Below are 16,884 nucleotides of genomic sequence, written 5' to 3' on the forward strand. Positions count from 1 at the left end.
GCCATCGCGAAGCGACGCGACGACGAGGAACGAGGAGGAGCGCCCTTGACGGGCCGGACCGACACGGAAGGACAGTGGACTGACGGGACGCCCCCCGGACCTCCCCTGATGCCGGGTGCGGGCATCCCGGCCCCCGAAGCTTCCGCCCCGCCTTTCGCTCCCGCCCGCGGCATCCCGGCCCCCGAAGCCTCCGCCCCGCCTTTCGCTCCTGCCCGCGGGAACCCCGTCCGCGAAGCCTCCGCCCCGCCTTTCGCTCCCGCCCGCGGGACCCCGCCACCGAAGCCTCCGCCCCGCCTGCCTCCCCCGCCCCCTTCCGCGTAGCAGCCCCCGCTGGCCTGGAGGACACGCCCCGGAAACAATTGTGCAATCTCTTGCGCAAGGTCTTGCAGGCGCTTCGGTGGGCCCCTACGGTCGCTGCAATCCCCGCCTCTTCCGCCAGGAGGACCCCCGCATGCGCCCCACCGCAAGACTGGCCAGAGCCCTGCTGGCCTCCACTGCCCTTGCCGCCGCGAGCGTCACGGCGACCGGCCCCCACGCGGCCGCCGCGACCCCCGGCGACAAGGACGTTACCGCCGTCCTGTTCGAGTGGCGGTTCGACTCCGTCGCGAAGGCCTGCACCGATTCGCTGGGGCCCGCCGGGTACGGGTACGTGCAGGTGTCGCCGCCGCAGGAGCACGTCCAGGGGTCCCAGTGGTGGACCTCGTACCAGCCCGTCAGCTACAAGATCGCCGGGCGGCTCGGGGACCGGGCCGCCTTCAAGGCCATGGTCGACACCTGTCACGCCGCCGGGGTGAAGGTCGTCGCCGACTCCGTGATCAACCACATGGCGGCCGGCGACGGCGTCGGGACGGGCGGGTCTTCGTACACGAAGTACGGCTACCCGGGGATCTACTCCGGGTCCGACATGGATGACTGCCGGGCCACGATCTCCACCTACCAGGACCGGGCCAACGTCCAGAACTGCGAGCTCGTGCAGCTGGCGGACCTGGACACCGGTGAGGAGTACGTGCGCGGGCGGATCGCGGGGTACCTGAACGACCTGCTGTCGCTGGGCGTGGACGGCTTCCGGATCGACGCCGCCAAGCACATGCCGGCCGCCGACCTCGCCAACATCAAGTCCCGGCTGACCACCCCGTCCGCCTACTGGAAGCAAGAGGTCATCCACGGCGCCGGCGAGGCGGTGCAGCCCACCGAGTACCTCGGCAACGGCGACGTGCAGGAGTTCCGCTACGCCCGCGACCTGAAGCGGGTCTTCCAGAACGAGAACCTCGCCTACCTGAAGAACTTCGGGGAGGGCTGGGGGTACATGCCCTCCGGCCAGTCCGCCGTCTTCGTCGACAACCACGACACCGAGCGCGTCGGCGACACCCTCACCTACAAGGACGGCTCCGCCTACACCCTGGCCAGCGTGTTCATGCTGGCCTGGCCGTACGGGTCCCCGGACGTGCACTCCGGATACGAGTGGAGCGACAAGGACGCCGGTCCGCCGAACGGCGGCGCGGTGAGCGCCTGCTACACCGGTGGCTGGAAGTGCCAGCACGCCTGGCGGGAGATCTCCTCCATGGTCGCCTTCCGCAACGCGGCCCGCGGCCAGGCCGTCACCGACTGGTGGGACAACGGCGGCGATCAGATCGCCTTCGGGCGCGGAGCCAAGGCGTACGTGGCGATCAACCACGAGGGCTCGGCCCTGACCCGCACCTTCCAGACCTCCCTGCCGGCGGGCGCCTACTGCGACGTGCAGAGCGGACGCAGTGTGACGGTGGGCTCCTCCGGGCAGTTCACCGCCACCCTCGGGGCCGGTACGGCCCTCGCCCTGCACGTCAACGCCCTTACGTGCAGCGGCAGCGGTACGCCTGCGACGACGACGGCCGGGGCGTCCTTCGCCGTCAATGCCACCACCGTGCTCGGCCAGAACATCTACGTCACCGGCGACCAGGCGGCCCTGGGCACCTGGAACACCGCCGCCGCCCTGAAGCTCGACGCGGCGGCCTACCCGGTGTGGAAGCTCGACGTGGCCCTGCCGGCCGGTACGTCCTTCTCGTACAAGTACGTACGCAAGGACGCCGCCGGGAACACCACCTGGGAGAGCGGGGCCAACCGCACCGCCACCGTCCCGGCGAGCGGCTCGGTGGCGCTGAACGACACCTGGCGCAGCTGACCACCGCCCCATCAGACCAGGGCCGCCCGGCACCCCAGAACCCTGCCACCGCCGGGCGGCCCTCATCCCGTGCCCTGTACGTAACCAAGGAGAACCCCCTTGATGCGCCCCGCCGCAGGAGTCCTCGCCGCCGCCCTGGCCGCGGCGCTCCTGCCCACCTTGCCCGCCGCGGCCGCTGCCCAGGCGCCGGCCCCGCCGTCGGACGCGAAACTGGCCGCCGAGCCCGCGCGGCACGACCTGACCCGGGAGCAGTTCTACTTCGTCCTCCCGGACCGGTTCGCGAACGGCGATTCGCGCAACGACCGGGGCGGCCTGACCGGCACCCGGCTGGAGACCGGGCTGGACCCGACGGACAAGGGCTTCTACCAGGGCGGTGACCTCAAGGGGCTGACGGACCGGCTCGACTACATCAAGGGGCTCGGCACGACCGCCATCTGGATGGCGCCGATCTTCAAGAACCAGCCGGTGCAGGGCAAGGGCGAGGACGTGTCGGCCGGCTACCACGGCTACTGGATCACCGACTTCACGCAGGTGGACCCGCACTTCGGGACGAACGCCGATCTGGAGCGGCTGATCGACAAGGCTCACAAGAAGGGGATGAAGGTCTTCTTCGACGTCATCACCAACCACACCGCCGATGTCGTCGACTACCGCGAGAAGTCGTACTCCTACCTGTCCAAGGGGGCCTTTCCCTATCTGACCAAGGACGGGGTGCCCTTCGACGACGCCGACTATGCGGAGGGGAAGGGGAAGTTCCCCAAGACGGACAGTGAGTCCTTCCCGCGGACGCCCTTCGTGCCCGATGCGAAGAAGAACCTGAAGGCCCCCGCGTGGCTCAACGACCCGACGATGTACCACAACCGGGGCGACTCCACCTTTGCCGGGGAGTCCTCCGAGCAGGGTGACTTCTTCGGTCTCGACGACCTGTGGACCGAACGTCCCGAGGTCGTCAGCGGGATGGAGAAGATCTACGAGAAGTGGGTCGGGGACTTCGCGATCGACGGCTTCCGCATCGATACGGTCAAGCACGTCAACACCGGGTTCTGGAGGCAGTGGGCGACCGCCCTCGACGCGTACGCCGCCCGGCACGGGCGCAAGGACTTCTTCATGTTCGGCGAGGTGTACTCCGCGGACACCGCGGTCACCTCCCCGTACGTGACGCGCGGCCGCCTCGACGCCACCCTCGACTTCCCGCTGCAGGACGCGATCCGCGGGTACGCCTCGCAGGGCGCCGCGGCCGGGCGGCTGGCGGGGGTGCTCGCCGACGACTACCGGTACACCACCGACAAGGCCAACGCCTACGAGCAGGTGACCTTCCTCGGCAACCACGACATGGGCCGTTTCGGGAGCTTCCTGAAGCAGGACCGGCCGGGCGCCGGCGAGCAGGAGCTGCTGGACCGGTACCGGCTGGCGAACGAGCTGATGTTCTTCTCCCGCGGCAACCCGGTGGTGTACTCGGGTGACGAGCAGGGCTTCACCGGCACGGGCGGGGACAAGGACGCCCGCCAGCCGCTGTTCGGCACGCGGATCGCCGACTACCTCGACGACGACCAGCTCGGAACGGTGCGCACGCATGCGAGCGATGCCTACGATCCGGGACACCCGCTCTACCAGCAGATCAGTGCTCTCTCGAAGCTGACCAAGGCGCACCCGGCCCTGCGGGACGGGGTCCAGAGCGAGCGTCTCGCCGACGGCTCCGTCTACGCCTTCGCCCGCACCGACACCCGTACGCGCACCGAGTACCTCGTCGCCGCCAACAACGCCGCCGAGCCCCGCACCGTCGAGCTCGACGTCCCGGCCGGCAGCCAGTACCGCACCCTGTACGGCGGCACCGCGCTGCTGCGCGCCTCGGCCGCCGGCAAGCTCACCGTCACCGTCCCCGCCCTCGGCTCGGTGGTCCTCCAGGCCGCCGCCCCCCTCGCCGCCCCCACGGCCAAGCCCGCCCTCACCCTCAAGGTCCCGGCGGCGGCCACCGGCACCGTCGAGCTCACCGCCGAGGTCACCGGCGGCGGTCTGAACCGGGTCGTCTTCGCCGCGCAGACCGGCACGGAGAAGTGGCAGGTCCTCGGCTCCGCCGACCACGCCCCGTACAAGGTCACCCAGCAGGTCACCGCTCCCGCCGGAACGCCCCTGCGCTACAAGGCCGTCGTCGTCGACGCCTCCGGGCACACCGCGAGCGCCCTCGCCGCGTCCACCGCCGGCCAGGCCCCGCCCGTCGAGGTCCCCACCGCCACCCAGCGCGACTACGCCGTCGTGCACTACCACCGTCCCGACGGCGACTACACGAACTGGCGGCTCTACGCCTGGGGTGACCTCGCCGACGGCGAAGCCACGCCCTGGCCCGCCGGCCACGGCTTCACCGGCCGCGACGCGTACGGCGCCTTCGCCTACGTACGCCTCAAGCCCGGCGCCTCCTCCGTCGGTTACCTCGTCATCGACAAGGACGGCACCAAGGACGTCGCCGCCGACCGCACCATCGACGTGACCAAGACCGGCGAGATCTGGCTGGAGCAGGGCCAGGAGGCGGCCCGCACCGACCGCCCCGGCTACCCGCCGCAGGACCCCGCCAAGGCCGTCCTGCACTACCAGCGCCCCGACGGCGCCTACGACGGCTGGGGCCTGCACGTCTGGACCGGCGCCGCGAGCCCCACCGACTGGAACAAGCCGCTCCAGCCCGTCCGCACCGACTCCTACGGGGCGGTGTACGAGGTTTCGCTCGCCGCCGGGGCCACCAGCCTGAGCTACATCCTCCACAAGGGCGACGAGAAGGACCTCCCCTCCGACCAGTCCCTGGACCTCAAGGCCACCGGCCACGAGGTGTGGATGCTGGCCGGCCGGGCCCCTTACCTGCTCCCGCAGCCCGCCGGCTCGGCCGCCGCCCTCGACCTCACCAAGGCCCAGGCCGTCTGGATCGACCGCGACACCCTCGCCTGGAACGCGCCCGCCGCCGCTGCCTCCGTCCAGCTCCTCGCCTCCCCGGACGGCGCGGTCAAGGCCGAGAACGCCGCCCTGACCGGCACCGACCGCGCGCAGTGGCTGCGCCTGTCCGCAGGCCGGCTGACCGACGCCCAGAAGCAGACGTTCCCGCACCTGGCCTCCTACGCCGCCTACACCGTCGACCCGCGCGACCGGGACCGGGTCCAAGGCGCCCTGCGCGGCCAGCTCGTCGCCAGCGCCCGCGCTGCGAACGGCGCCGTCCTGGCCGCCACCGGAGTCCAGCTCGCAGGCGTCCTCGACGACCTCTACGCGAACGCCGCGAAGGCCACCGCCCTCGGCCCGGTCTTCAAGGACGGCCGCCCCACCCTGTCGGTCTGGGCCCCGACGGCGCAGCAGGTCGCCCTCGAACTGGACGGCCGTACCCTTCCCATGCACCGCGACGACACCACCGGCGTCTGGTCGGTGCGCGGCGAGCGCGGCTGGGCCGGCAAGCCGTACCGTTACGCCGTCACCGTCTGGGCCCCCGGCGCCGGGCAGATCGTCCGCAACCTGGTCACCGACCCGTACTCCACGGCCCTGACCACCGATTCCGCCTCCAGCCTGGCCGTCGACCTCGCCGACCCGAAGCTCGCCCCGCCCGGCTGGCGCGAGCTGCGCAAGCCGGCGCCGGTGCCCTTCACCTCGGCGCAGATCCAGGAGCTCCACATCCGCGACTTCTCCGTCGCGGACCGCACCAGCAAGCACCCCGGCCAGTACCTGGCCTTCACCGACACCGGTTCGGCGGGCATGCAGCACCTGCGCGCCCTGGCCGCCGCCGGCACCTCGTACGTCCACCTGCTGCCGGCCTTCGACATCGCCACCATCCCGGAGAAGGCCTCGGAGCGCACCGAGCCCGCCTGCGACCTGAAGGTGTACGCCCCCGACTCCGAGCAGCAGCAGGCCTGCGTGGCCGCCGCGGCCGCGAAGGACGCCTACAACTGGGGCTACGACCCGCTGCACTACACCGTGCCGGAGGGCTCGTACGCCAGTGACCCGAACGGCACCGCCCGTACGGTCGAGTTCCGCAGGATGGTCCAGTCGCTGAACGGGGCCGGGCTGCGCACGGTCATGGACGTGGTCTACAACCACACCGCCGCGGCCGGGCAATCGGACGCGTCGGTCCTCGACCGGATCGTGCCCGGCTACTACCAGCGCCTGCTGCCGGACGGGGCGGTCGCCACGTCCACCTGCTGCGCCAACACCGCCACCGAGAACGCCATGATGGGCCGCCTCGTCGTGGACTCGATCGTCACCTGGGCCAAGCAGTACAAGGTCGACGGCTTCCGCTTCGACCTGATGGGCCACCACCCGAAGGCCAACATCCTGGCCGTGCGCGCCGCTCTGGACGCCCTGACCGTCGAGAAGGACGGCGTGGACGGCAAGCGGATCATCCTCTACGGAGAAGGCTGGAACTTCGGCGAGGTCGCGGACGACGCCCGCTTCGTGCAGGCCACGCAGAAGAACATGGCCGGCACCGGCATCGCCACCTTCGCGGACCGTTCGCGCGACGCCGTCCGCGGCGGCGGCCCCTTCGACGAGGACCCGCGCGTCCAGGGCTTCGCGTCGGGGCTGTTCACCGCGCCGAACGGCTCCCCGGCGAACGGCACCCCGGCCGAGCAGCGGGCCCGGCTGCTGCACTCCCAGGACCTGATCAAGGTCGGGCTGAGCGGCCACCTCGCCTCGTACGCCTTCACGGACACCTCGGGCCGCCGCACCAAGGGCTCGCAGGTGGACTACAACGGTGCCCCGGCCGGCTACGCGGCGGCGCCCGGCGACGCACTGGCCTACGTGGACGCCCACGACAACGAATCGCTGGCCGACGCCCTGACGTACAAGCTGCCCCAGGGCACCTCCACCGCCGACCGGGCCCGGATGCAGGTCCTCGCGATGTCCGTGGCCGCGCTCTCCCAGGGCCCGGCCCTGTCCCAGGCGGGCACGGACCTGCTCCGCTCGAAGTCCCTGGACCGCAACTCCTACGACAGCGGCGACTGGTTCAACGCGATCCACTGGGACTGCCGCGACGGCAACGGCTTCGGCCGCGGCCTGCCGCAGGCCGCCGACAACCGCTCGAAGTGGCCGTACGCCAAGCCGCTGCTGACCGGACCGGTCCCGAACTGCGCCGACATCGAAGGCGCCTCGGCGGCCTACCGCGACCTGCTGAGGATCCGTACGACGGAACCGGCGTTCTCCCTCGCCTCGGCCGAGGCGGTCCAGAAGGGGCTGGCCTTCCCCCTCTCCGGCACGGACGAGACCCCGGGTGTGATCACCATGGCCCTGGGCGACCTGGTGGTGGTCTTCAACGCCACCCCCACCGCGCAGGCCCAGCGCATCCCGGCCCTCGCGGGCACCGCCTACGCGCTGCACCCGGTGCAGGAGGCGGGCTCCGACGCCACGGTCAGGCAGTCGACGTACGACGCACGGACGGGGGAGTTCACCGCCCCGGCCCGCACGGTCGCCGTCTTCACCCGGAACCTCACACGACGGTGAGCTGATCGAGCCGCTTCTCCAGCAGGACCACCCCGTACACCCGGCCGTCCTTCCCCTCCTTGTGGGGGAACTCCCCGACCACCCGGTAGCCCGCACCCTGGTAGTACGCGAGCAGCCGGGGGTTGGTGGAGACGCAGTCGAGCCGCGCCCGCGCAAGTCCGGACCTGGCGATCCGCCGCTCGGCGTGTTCGAGCATCCGCCGCCCGGCCCCGGCGGGCGCGGTCGCGCGCTGCACCATCAGCCGGTGCACGTAGCCCGCGACGGGGGGCTGCACGCCCCAGGCGTCCTCGTCGGACCACCACAGCTCGTACGCCCCGATGATCCGCTTGTCGGCGTCCCCGGCGAGCCACACCTCGCCCTCGCGCATCCTCGCCAGGAAGTGCGCGGTGTCCCGCTCGCCGGGCTTCCACTGGTCGATGCCGTTCTTCTGCATCCAGCGGGCGGCCTGGTCGTACAGCGCCACCAGCGTGCCGGCGTCCTTCTCCGCGGCGGGCCGGAACAGGATCCCCTCTTCATTGATCACGCGCGTATTATCACGCGACGATGATCACCTGGGGGAGGGCACCAGCCCGACCAGTCGTGCGACCAGCTCGCCGAAGGGCCCGTCAGCCGGTTCACCGGCCAGGATCCGCCCCATGATGCCCGCCATCTCGGCGTCGTAGGCGGCGCTCACGGCGGCCAGCGCGGCGAAGTCGTGCACGAGCTGCAGCTCCAGCTCGGCCCGCGGGATCTCCCGGTTCTCCAGCCAGATCAGCGCCGTGGACTCGGCGAGCGAGACCCACGAGCGCACGACGAGCGCAAGCCGCGCGGGCGGCTCCTCGATCCCGAGGTGGCGCAGGATCTCCTCGTACGCGGCCTGCCGGACCTCGTCGATCATGGCGTTGGTCCGCGTGCTCCCGACGGCGGGCCCCCCGCGCATCAGCGCCGAGAAACCGGGCCCGTGGTCGTCGACGAACGCGAAGAACCGCCCCATCACCCGCAGCAGCCGAGCCCCGAGCGGTCCTTCCTGTGGCTCCACGAACCGCTGCGCGAGCTCGTCGGCGGCCCGCCGCAGGGCGGCCTCGTACAGGCTCAACTTGCCCGGAAAGTAGTGGTAGACGAGCGGCCGCGATATCCCTGCGGCCGCCGCGATCTCATCGATGGACACATCGTCGGGCGAGCGGTTGCTGAACAGCTCCAGGGCCACCCCGATCAGCTGCTGCCGCCGCTCCTCGACACCCATCCTGCGCCGCACCCCGGTTGTCATGCGGGACACCCTACTGGGCGCGCGCCACAGGTCAGAGGTCGAGGACCAGGTGGTCGGAGGTGGCGCGGGAGACGCACAGGAGCATGGTGTCCTCGCGTTCCCGGTCCGTGAGGAGTTCGTCGCGGTGGTCCACCTCGCCTGCGAGGACACGGTGTTGGCAGGTGCCGCAGAAGCCCTGTTCGCAGGAGTACGGGGTGGCGGGGAGTACCCGACGGACCGCTGCCAGGGCGGATTCGTCCGCCGCGACCTCGATCGTGCGGCCCGAGCGGTGGAGTTCGACGGTGAAGGGCCGCGCCGGGGCCGTCGAGCCGGCCGGGGCGAAGCGTTCCAGGTGGACCGGGGTGTCCGCGGGGGCCGCCGCCTGGACCGCCGCCATCAGTCCGTCCGGGCCGCAGCAGTAGATCGGGGTGGCGGGGCCGGTCGTGGCGAGGGGTGTCAGGTCCGGGAGGCCCGTCTCGTCCTCCGGGGCGATCGTGACCCCCGGGCCGTACGCCCCCAGTTCGGCGAGGAACGGCATCGAGGCGCGGGTGCGGCCGCCGTAGAGCAGGGTCCAGTCGGCGCCCGCCGCGGTGGCCGCGCGGAGCATCGGGAGGATCGGGGTGATGCCGATGCCGCCCGCGACGAAGGCGTACGAGGGAGCGGGGACCAGCTCGAAGCGGTTGCGCGGCGGGCGCAGTTCCAGTTCCGCGCCCTCCACCAGCTGGGCGTGCGCCTCAAGGGAGCCGCCGCGGCCGTCCTCGATCCGGCGGATCGCGATCGTGTAGCGGCCCGTGTCCGCAGGGTCGCCGCACAGCGAGTACTGGCGGACCAGGCCCGAGGGGAGCCGTACGTCGACATGCGCACCCGGCGTCCAGGGCGGGAGGTCCGCGGATTCCAGGACGAGCTGCAGAACTCCCTCCGCCGGCTCCGTGCGGGAGACGATCGGCGCGCGCAGCCACCGGCGCGGGGAGTACCCGGAGACCGGGGTCTCCAGCGCCGGGAGGGGCCACAGGGGGGAGCGGGCGATGCGGCGCCGCAGGGCGCGGCGGGTCAACAGCGCCGCGCCCGCCAGCGCGGCCACCTTCCACGTGCGGCTCATGCCCCGGCACCGCCGTTCGCGCCGGGCGAGGAGGCCAGGTAGGCCACGGCCTGGGCCGTCGAGCCCTCCTGGGAGGGGTGGTACGTACGGGAGAGGTAGGTCGGGATCGACCTGAGCATCGCGCCCGTCGAGGGGAGCGTGCCCTGCCGGCCCGCCCGGACGAACTGACCCAGGGAGGCCTTGGCGCCGGGCAGCTCCGGGTCGTTCTCCATGAAGAACCGGGCGCCGCGCTGCCACAGGAACACCAGCGCGGTGAAGGCGGTGGCCCAGGTTCGGGCCCGGCGGCGGTAGCTGCCGTCCACGTGCATGAACAGGTCGAAGGCCACCGACCGGTGCTCGACCTCCTCCGCGCCGTGCCAGCGCAGCAGGTCGAGCATCACCGGATCGGCGCCCCGCCGGTCCAACTCCTCGGCGTTGAGCACCCAGTCGCCGAGGAAGGCCGTGTAGTGCTCGATCGCCGCGATCAGCGCGACCCGCTCCATGAGCCACCAGTGCCGGGCCCTGCCGGGCGGCAGGGTCCGGTCGCCGAGCAGCTTCTCGAAGAGCCAGTCCACCTGCGCCGTGTACGGGGTCGGGTCCAGGCCCAGCCGCTTCAGGTGGGGCAGTACCTCGTCGTGCGCGGCGGCGTGCATGGCCTCCTGGCCGATGAAGCCGACCACGTCCGCGCGCAGTTGCTCGTCCTTGATGTAGGGGAGCACCTGCTTGTAGACGTGCACGAACCAGCGCTCGCCCGCGGGCAGCAACAGGTGCAGCACGTTGATGGTGTGCGTGGCGAACGGGTCGCCGGGCAGCCAGTGGAGCGGGGTGTCCTCCCAGCCGAAGGACACGTTGCGCGGCTTCAGGTCTATGTGTTCCGACACCACGGGGGCGGGCGCAGGCGGCGTATTAGACATGGCGTCAATGTACTGAGGGGTAGCAGGGAGGAAAACCCCTCTGCACCGCCCACTTCCCGCAAGCGCCCCTCCGCCCGGCCGGACTACCGCAGGACGCCCGCCTTCGTCCCGTCCGTGAGCCTGCCCGCCAGGTCGACCTGCGCCCCCTCCGGGGCCTTCACCGCGAGCCGGTTGCCCGTCGCCGCCCCGCTCACCCCGCCGCCCGACACCGACAGCGAGGCGAACTGCGCGCTGCCCGCCGCCAGGACGTACCACTGGCCGGCCTTGGACTTCCACAGCACGCCCGCCAGCACCCGCGGCTCCCGCGGTCCGCACGCCCGCGAGCCCTCCGCCTTCGCCGCCTGCGCCGCCAGCGGGGCGCCCGGGGTCAGGAACTGCGCCTGCACCCGGTCCTGCGTGCCCGTCCAGGTCTCCGCGCGCGTGCACAGCCAGGTCGCCGTGCCCTCACCCTCGGGCAGCGGCTGCTTCGCGTACGTCCAGGCGTTGACCGTACGCACCCCGTGCGAGCGGACCGACGAAAGGAGGCAGGCGATGCGGGACCAGTCGCCGAGCTCCGCGCCCTCCGTCACATCGCGCTCGGCGCCCGGCGCGCCCGAGGTCAGTCGGGCCGGGGTGAGCTCCCCGAGGTCGGTGATCAGCCGGGTCGCCCCGTCCCCGGTCAGCGCCAGCGCGTTCCAGCCGGTACAGCCGCCCGCCGGAGCGGGGCTCGCCACCGGCGGGGTGACCCCGTCCGGGCTCAGCTTCAGGGCCGTCGGCGCCTCGCCCGGCTTGAGCAGGTCCCGCTCGACCGCGCCCGTGATCCAGGGCGCGGTCAGGTAGCGCACGTTGCCGTCGACCCGGCTCAGGACCAGAGCCGTGGCGGTGTCCGCGGAGGCGCCGTCCGTGCGGGCGAAGTCGAGGGCGGCGACCGAGGTGCCGGCGCGCGGTTCGGCGTACCGGACCACGCGCAGGCCGTCGTAGAGCAGGACCACCACGGCCTGGTCGACGGTGCCCGCGTACAGCAGCTGCGGCGGTCCCATCGGCGGCCCGGGCGGTGTGCCGGGGGTGGCCGAGGCCACCACGGAGGAGCCGGGCCGGGCCCACACGGCCAGCGCCCGGCGCAGTAGTGCGGTGTCACCGATCCGGTCCCCCCGGGCGGGCCAGGCGGAGAAGTCCGTACGGGAGGACGTACGCCAGAGCGTGGGCGCGACCCGGACCAGTTTCGCCGGGTCCAGGGCCTGCTCCGCCGCCGGGTTCTTCGCGTACGCCGGCGCCGCGGCCCCGTCGGCGCCCCAGCCGCCGCCCGGCAGCGCGAGCAGGGCCGCGCACACGGTGAGGGCGGCCCCGGCTGCCAGCGCGGCCCGCGCGAAACGGCGCCGCCGCAGCAGATCGGTGGGCCGCGCCTGGAGGACGCAGGGATCGAACTCGGGGGACGCGAACAGGGCGTCATGCGCCGGATCCCCCGATTCCGCGACCGCGGCGGCCGGGTTCGCGACCCCCGCCTCGGCCAGCAACCGCAGCACCTCCGGCTCCGGCAGCCGCTCCAGGGCCCGCAGCACGCAGGCCGCCCGGCCGGGCCCGTCGAGGGTGGCCAGCCACTGGTCCAGGGCCAGTTCCTCGGCGCCGCCGGAGCGCGGGAACAGCCGCAGGCCCCACACCTGGGGGAGCAGCACGGGCAACTGCGCCCGCCGGGGCAGCGCCCGGAACGTCAGGGGGATCCCGGCCTCCAGGGCTGCACGCAGCACCCGCGCCCGCACGTACGCGTACCCGGCGTCGGTGCCCGCGACCCCGGCCCGCTGGCCCGGCACCCCGCCCTGCACGGTCACGGCCGCCGCGGCGGCGGCTGAGACCTCACTCGCGCGCCGCCCGCGTGGCAGTGCCCGCTGCGTCAGCGCGTGGGCGGTGAGCACGCGCCGGTTGCGGCCGAAGGCGGGCGGCAGCACCAGGTAGGCGAGCCGTACCAGCCGCGGATAGTGCTCGACGATGGCGGCCTCGGCCTGCTCGACGTCGGGCACGGGCGACACGGGAGACGAGGGGCGGGTGGCGGTATCCGGCGCAGTCACGTTCAGCAGAACGAGCGAATCGTCGGATGGTCACCCGTCCGCTGTACGAATCCCCCGGCTGCCGCGGCGGGGCGCCCCGGGACGGGGAACCGCGCCGGGTGCCCCGGGAGGGCCTCAGACCACCAGGCGGGCGCGCATCGCCTCGACCGTCTGGTCCGACACGCCGAGCCCCTCGCGGACGTACTTCTCCATGGATCCGTACCGCAGGGCGACCTCGTCCAGCGCGGCTTCCAGGTACGAGGGGAACACCCCGATCAGCGCCAGCGCGATCTCCGGGTCGCCGCCGGCCATCGTGAAGCCCTCGATCAGCCGTGCGAAGGCCTGCTTGACCGCCGGATTGACGGAGAGGTATTCGGCCATCAGGGTGTCCTCGTCCGCGCCGAGCAGCGACAGGACCACCGTCGCGCCCCAGCCCGTACGGTCCTTGCCGGCCGTGCAGTGGAACAGCAGCGGGCCGGCTTGCGGATCGGCCAGCTCGGTGAGCAGCACCGCATACGCCGCCTGGCCGGAGTTGGTCCGCACGAAGGACCGGTAGGTGTCCTGGAACAGGGCCTGGGCCTTGCCCGCGCCGAGGTGCTCCTCCGCCCGCGCCGGGTCGGACAGCAGGTCCTTGAGCTGTGTGGCGGCCGGTATCCGGCCGGAGCTCAGCATGTCGGCGAGCACGTCCTGGACCAGCAGGCGGGCGCCGTCCGGCACCCGGTCCGGGTAGTCGGCGCGCTCGGCCGCGGTGCGGAAGTCGATGACCGTACGCAGGCCCAGCGCGGCAACGGCCGGGTCGGCGTCCACGTCGAGCCGGTCGAGCTGGCCCGAGCGCAGGACCAGGCCGGGGCGGACGGTGCGGCCGCCGGACAGCGGGGTGCCGCCGAGGTCGCGGAGGTTGGCGACGGTGGTGGAAGGGGTGGCGGTGGCGGTCATCGTGGCAGCTCCAGCGGTGGGCGCGTCGTATTCATCCGATTTTCAGGTGTTTCGGTGGGGATAGGTAATCGAGCACCAGGGAAATCCCGACGCCGATCCCCAGGGCCGCCAGGTGCCCGGCGTCCGTGAACGTCCGCTTCCGCGCCAGCACCGGCTGCGCGGCGAGCGCCAGCAGCCCCACCCGGACGGCGGTACGGACCGGCCCGCGCGGCAGCGCGGAGGTCAGTGCGCCGAGCACGGCGTTGAACCCGTAGCTGGTCCCGACGTCCAGGGCCCTGCGGGTGGCCGGGCCGGCCGTCCGGCGCAGCACGCCGTAGACGAGGAGCGTCGCCGCGGTGTGCCCGAACAGGAACACCGCGGCCGTCCACCAGGCCCCGTGGGCGTACTCCGCGTACCCGAGCACCGCGACGAGGAGCAGCGCGTACGACAGCGGCATCGGCTCCTCGACGACGAGGGCGCTGGTCAGGACCGTCTCCCAGTGGCCGGCGTCGAGATTGTCGACATTCGTCGAGCAGCGCCGCAGCAGCCGTTCCCGGTCCGCCGCCGCCATCCGCTCCAGGGCGTACGCCCCGAGCTGGACCCCGCCGGTGTACGCGGCGCCCGCGAAAGGTGGTGGCCATGACAATGGATTCACCGGACCATGATCGGACAGGGGTCTCCGTCGAACGGCACCGGGTCCGCATGCGAGCATGTCCCGGTCATGTCTGGGAGCCCCGCGCCGATGCGCGCCGCACGGACCGCGTTGTTCGCGGCGGTGTGCACCGCATTGGGTGCGACGGGGCATGCGCACATGTCCGGTACGGACGTCCCTGTATGGGGGCTTCTGGGCGCTTTCGCGGTGACCGGAGCCCTCGCCTGGCCGGCCGCCGCCCGCCGCCGGGGCCCCGCGGGCATCACCGCGGCCCTGCTCACGGTCCAGACCCTCCTCCACCTCGTCTTCTCCACCACGGCACCGGCCCCTTCGGCGGGGAGCGGCCACGGCATGGAGGGCATGGAGGGCATGGAGGGGGCGGCCGGGATGCACTCCCTGCACTCCCTGCACGGCATGCACGAGGCAGCCGGAACGGCCGGGCATCCGCGGGACGGGCTCGGCGCGCTCGGCGCGCTCGACGGGCTGGTCGGGGACGGCGGGTTCGGGATGCTGCTCGCCCACCTGCTCGCCGGCCTGCTCTGCGCGGCCTGGCTCGCCTGGGGCGAGGCCACGGTGTTCCGGTTGGCCGGAGTCCTCGGCGCCGCCGCCCTGTTGGCGGCCCGTCCGCTCGCCCGCGCCGTCGCGCTGGTGCGGACGCGGCCGGCCCCCGTACCGGGGCGACCCGCGCCCCGGCCCTCGTACGCACGCCCGCGCCGGCTGCGCGGAGCCGTACACGCGCATGCCCTGGTGCGCCGCGGGCCGCCGCGGAGGCGGGACATCCGCGCCACGGCCCCCGGCCGGCCCACCCGCGCCTGCGTCTGACGGACGCACGCGCCACGGCGAGACCTGGGGGCCGATCACCCATGTCTTCGCCAACACCTAGGACCCTCATGTCCCTTGACGAGGTCGGCGTCCGCATCCCGGACGCCGATGCACCCGCAACCGCGCCCAAGGCCGGCACCTGGGCCGCCATACGGCCCCTGCTCCTGCGCCTGCACTTCTACGCCGGGATCTTCATGGCCCCGCTGCTGTTCGTCGCGGCCGCCACCGGACTGCTGTACTCCGCCTCCTGGCAGGCCGAGAAGATCCTCTACGCCGACCAGCTCACCGTCGCCCGCGTCGGCGACAGCGCCCTCCCCCTCGGTACCCAGGTCGCGGCAGCGAAGGCCGCCGCCCCCGACGGCAAGGTCGTGTCCGTGTGGCCCGCGCCCGACGCCGAGGCGACCACCCGCGTGGTCATGGAGAAACCCGGCCTCGCGGAGGGCGAGAACCTCACCGTCTTCGTGGACCCCTACACGGCCCATGTGAACGGACGGCTCACCACCTCCTCCGACGCACTGCCGCTGCGCGCCTGGCTCAGCGAGTTCCACTCCAACCTCCACCTCGGGGAGTTCGGCCGGAACTACAGCGAGCTCGCTGCGAGCTGGCTGTGGGTGGTCGCCCTCGGCGGCCTCGCCCTGTGGATCGGCCGCCGCCGCTCCCGCAAGGCCCGCCTCGTCCTGCCCGACCGGGCCGCCACCGGGCGCCGCAAGACCCTCTCCTGGCACGGGGCCGTCGGCCTCTGGGCCGTCACCGGGCTCGTCGCCCTCTCCGCCACCGGCCTGACCTGGTCGAAGTACGCCGGCGAGAACATCGGGCAGCTGCAGGACCGCCTCGGCGGAGCCACCCCCTCCGTCTCCGCCTCCCTCGCCGCCGGGGCGGGCGCCGACGGGGGCGGCGAGCACGCCGGGCACGTGATGACCGAGGGCATGGAGATGCCCCCGCCGGCGCCCACCGCCGACATCGGCATCGACAGGGCCGTGGCCGCGGCCCGCGCCGCCGGGATCACCGAGCAGCTCCAGGTGACCCTCCCGGCCAAGGGCAAGGGCTACGTGGTCAAGGAGAAGGACAAGCAGGTGCCCGTGCACCTGGACTCCGTCGCCGTCGACCCGGCCGACGGCAAGGTCATGGACGTCCTGCGGTTCTCCAACCATCCCGTGCTCGCCCAGCTCACCCACTTCGGCATCGACCTGCACATGGGCCAGACCTTCGGCCTCGCCAACCAGATCGCCCTGGCCGCGCTGGCCGTGGCCCTGATGTTCCTCGTCGTCTGGGGCTACCGGATGTGGTGGCTGCGCCGGCCCACCAAGGAGCGCACGTTCTCGGTCGGCCGTGCCCAACCGCGCGGCGCCTGGCGGAAGGCGCCGCTGACGATGCTGCTCCCGCTCGCCGCGGTGACGGCGGTGGTCGGCTGGTTCGTGCCGCTGCTCGGCATCAGCCTGATCGCCTTCCTCGCGGTCGACGTACTGCTGGGAGCGGTGGCGGCGCACCGCGCCAAGGCCGCCTAGTCCGGCGCGGGCCGGCCGGTGGGCCCGTACTCCCGCAGCGGGAGTACCGGGCCTCCCCCCCGCCCCCCCCCCACAAATCCGGCTAGGGCCCGTGGGACTCCACCCGGCCAAGCCACACCAGCGCCCAGAGG

General features: G+C 73.0%; 11 protein-coding genes. 4 read left to right on the forward strand and 7 right to left on the reverse strand.

From position 1 onward, the window contains the following. Nucleotides 1-451: 451 nt before the first annotated feature. Nucleotides 452-2,158, forward strand: coding sequence for a carbohydrate-binding module family 20 domain-containing protein (locus AB0B01_RS29540; RefSeq protein ID WP_361725611.1), 1,707 nt, complete (start codon nucleotides 452-454; stop codon nucleotides 2,156-2,158). Nucleotides 2,159-2,260: 102 nt separating this feature from the next. Then, on the forward strand, nucleotides 2,261-7,621 hold the full coding sequence (gene pulA, locus AB0B01_RS29545) for a pullulanase-type alpha-1,6-glucosidase (RefSeq protein ID WP_361725614.1): 5,361 nt from the start codon (nucleotides 2,261-2,263) through the stop codon (nucleotides 7,619-7,621). Here the strand turns inward: pulA and AB0B01_RS29550 are convergent. The 7 genes from AB0B01_RS29550 to AB0B01_RS29580 form a co-directional block, all read right to left on the reverse strand. Continuing rightward, the gene (locus AB0B01_RS29550) at nucleotides 7,608-8,144 is read right to left on the reverse strand and encodes a GNAT family protein (RefSeq protein ID WP_361725617.1); all 537 of its coding nucleotides are present in this window, start codon (nucleotides 8,142-8,144) and stop codon (nucleotides 7,608-7,610) included. The genes pulA and AB0B01_RS29550 overlap by 14 nt on opposite strands. Before the next feature lie 24 nt (nucleotides 8,145-8,168). Continuing rightward, nucleotides 8,169-8,867, reverse strand: a complete 699-nt coding sequence (locus AB0B01_RS29555) for a TetR/AcrR family transcriptional regulator (protein ID WP_361725620.1) — start codon at nucleotides 8,865-8,867, stop codon at nucleotides 8,169-8,171. Nucleotides 8,868-8,898: 31 nt separating this feature from the next. Next, nucleotides 8,899-9,945 (reverse strand): PDR/VanB family oxidoreductase, encoded by a 1,047-nt coding sequence (locus AB0B01_RS29560; RefSeq protein WP_361725623.1) that lies wholly within the window; start codon nucleotides 9,943-9,945, stop codon nucleotides 8,899-8,901. After that, entirely contained in the window at nucleotides 9,942-10,838 is an 897-nt protein-coding gene (locus AB0B01_RS29565) for a metal-dependent hydrolase (RefSeq protein ID WP_361725626.1), read from the reverse strand. The genes AB0B01_RS29560 and AB0B01_RS29565 overlap by 4 nt, the downstream gene beginning before the upstream one ends. A gap of 83 nt (nucleotides 10,839-10,921) precedes the next feature. Then, nucleotides 10,922-12,841 (reverse strand): hypothetical protein, encoded by a 1,920-nt coding sequence (locus tag AB0B01_RS29570; RefSeq protein ID WP_361725640.1) that lies wholly within the window; start codon nucleotides 12,839-12,841, stop codon nucleotides 10,922-10,924. Nucleotides 12,842-12,994: 153 nt separating this feature from the next. Further along, nucleotides 12,995-13,795, reverse strand: coding sequence for a tyrosine-protein phosphatase (locus tag AB0B01_RS29575; RefSeq protein WP_361725628.1), 801 nt, complete (start codon nucleotides 13,793-13,795; stop codon nucleotides 12,995-12,997). 31 nt (nucleotides 13,796-13,826) lie between these two features. After that, nucleotides 13,827-14,429 (reverse strand): rhomboid-like protein, encoded by a 603-nt coding sequence (locus tag AB0B01_RS29580; RefSeq protein ID WP_361725631.1) that lies wholly within the window; start codon nucleotides 14,427-14,429, stop codon nucleotides 13,827-13,829. Nucleotides 14,430-14,516: 87 nt separating this feature from the next. Between AB0B01_RS29580 and AB0B01_RS29585 the strand changes: the two genes are divergently transcribed. Together AB0B01_RS29585 and AB0B01_RS29590 are read left to right on the forward strand one after the other, a co-directional pair. Then, entirely contained in the window at nucleotides 14,517-15,248 is a 732-nt protein-coding gene (locus AB0B01_RS29585) for a hypothetical protein (protein ID WP_361725634.1), read from the forward strand. 68 nt (nucleotides 15,249-15,316) lie between these two features. Continuing rightward, nucleotides 15,317-16,753: a PepSY-associated TM helix domain-containing protein gene (locus tag AB0B01_RS29590; protein ID WP_361725637.1), complete on the forward strand. Its 1,437-nt coding sequence runs from the start codon at nucleotides 15,317-15,319 to the stop codon at nucleotides 16,751-16,753. Nucleotides 16,754-16,884: the final 131 nt, after the last annotated feature.

It is taken from the genome of Streptomyces sp. NPDC044571 (assembly GCF_040647115.1).
GTDB lineage: Bacteria > Actinomycetota > Actinomycetes > Streptomycetales > Streptomycetaceae > Streptomyces.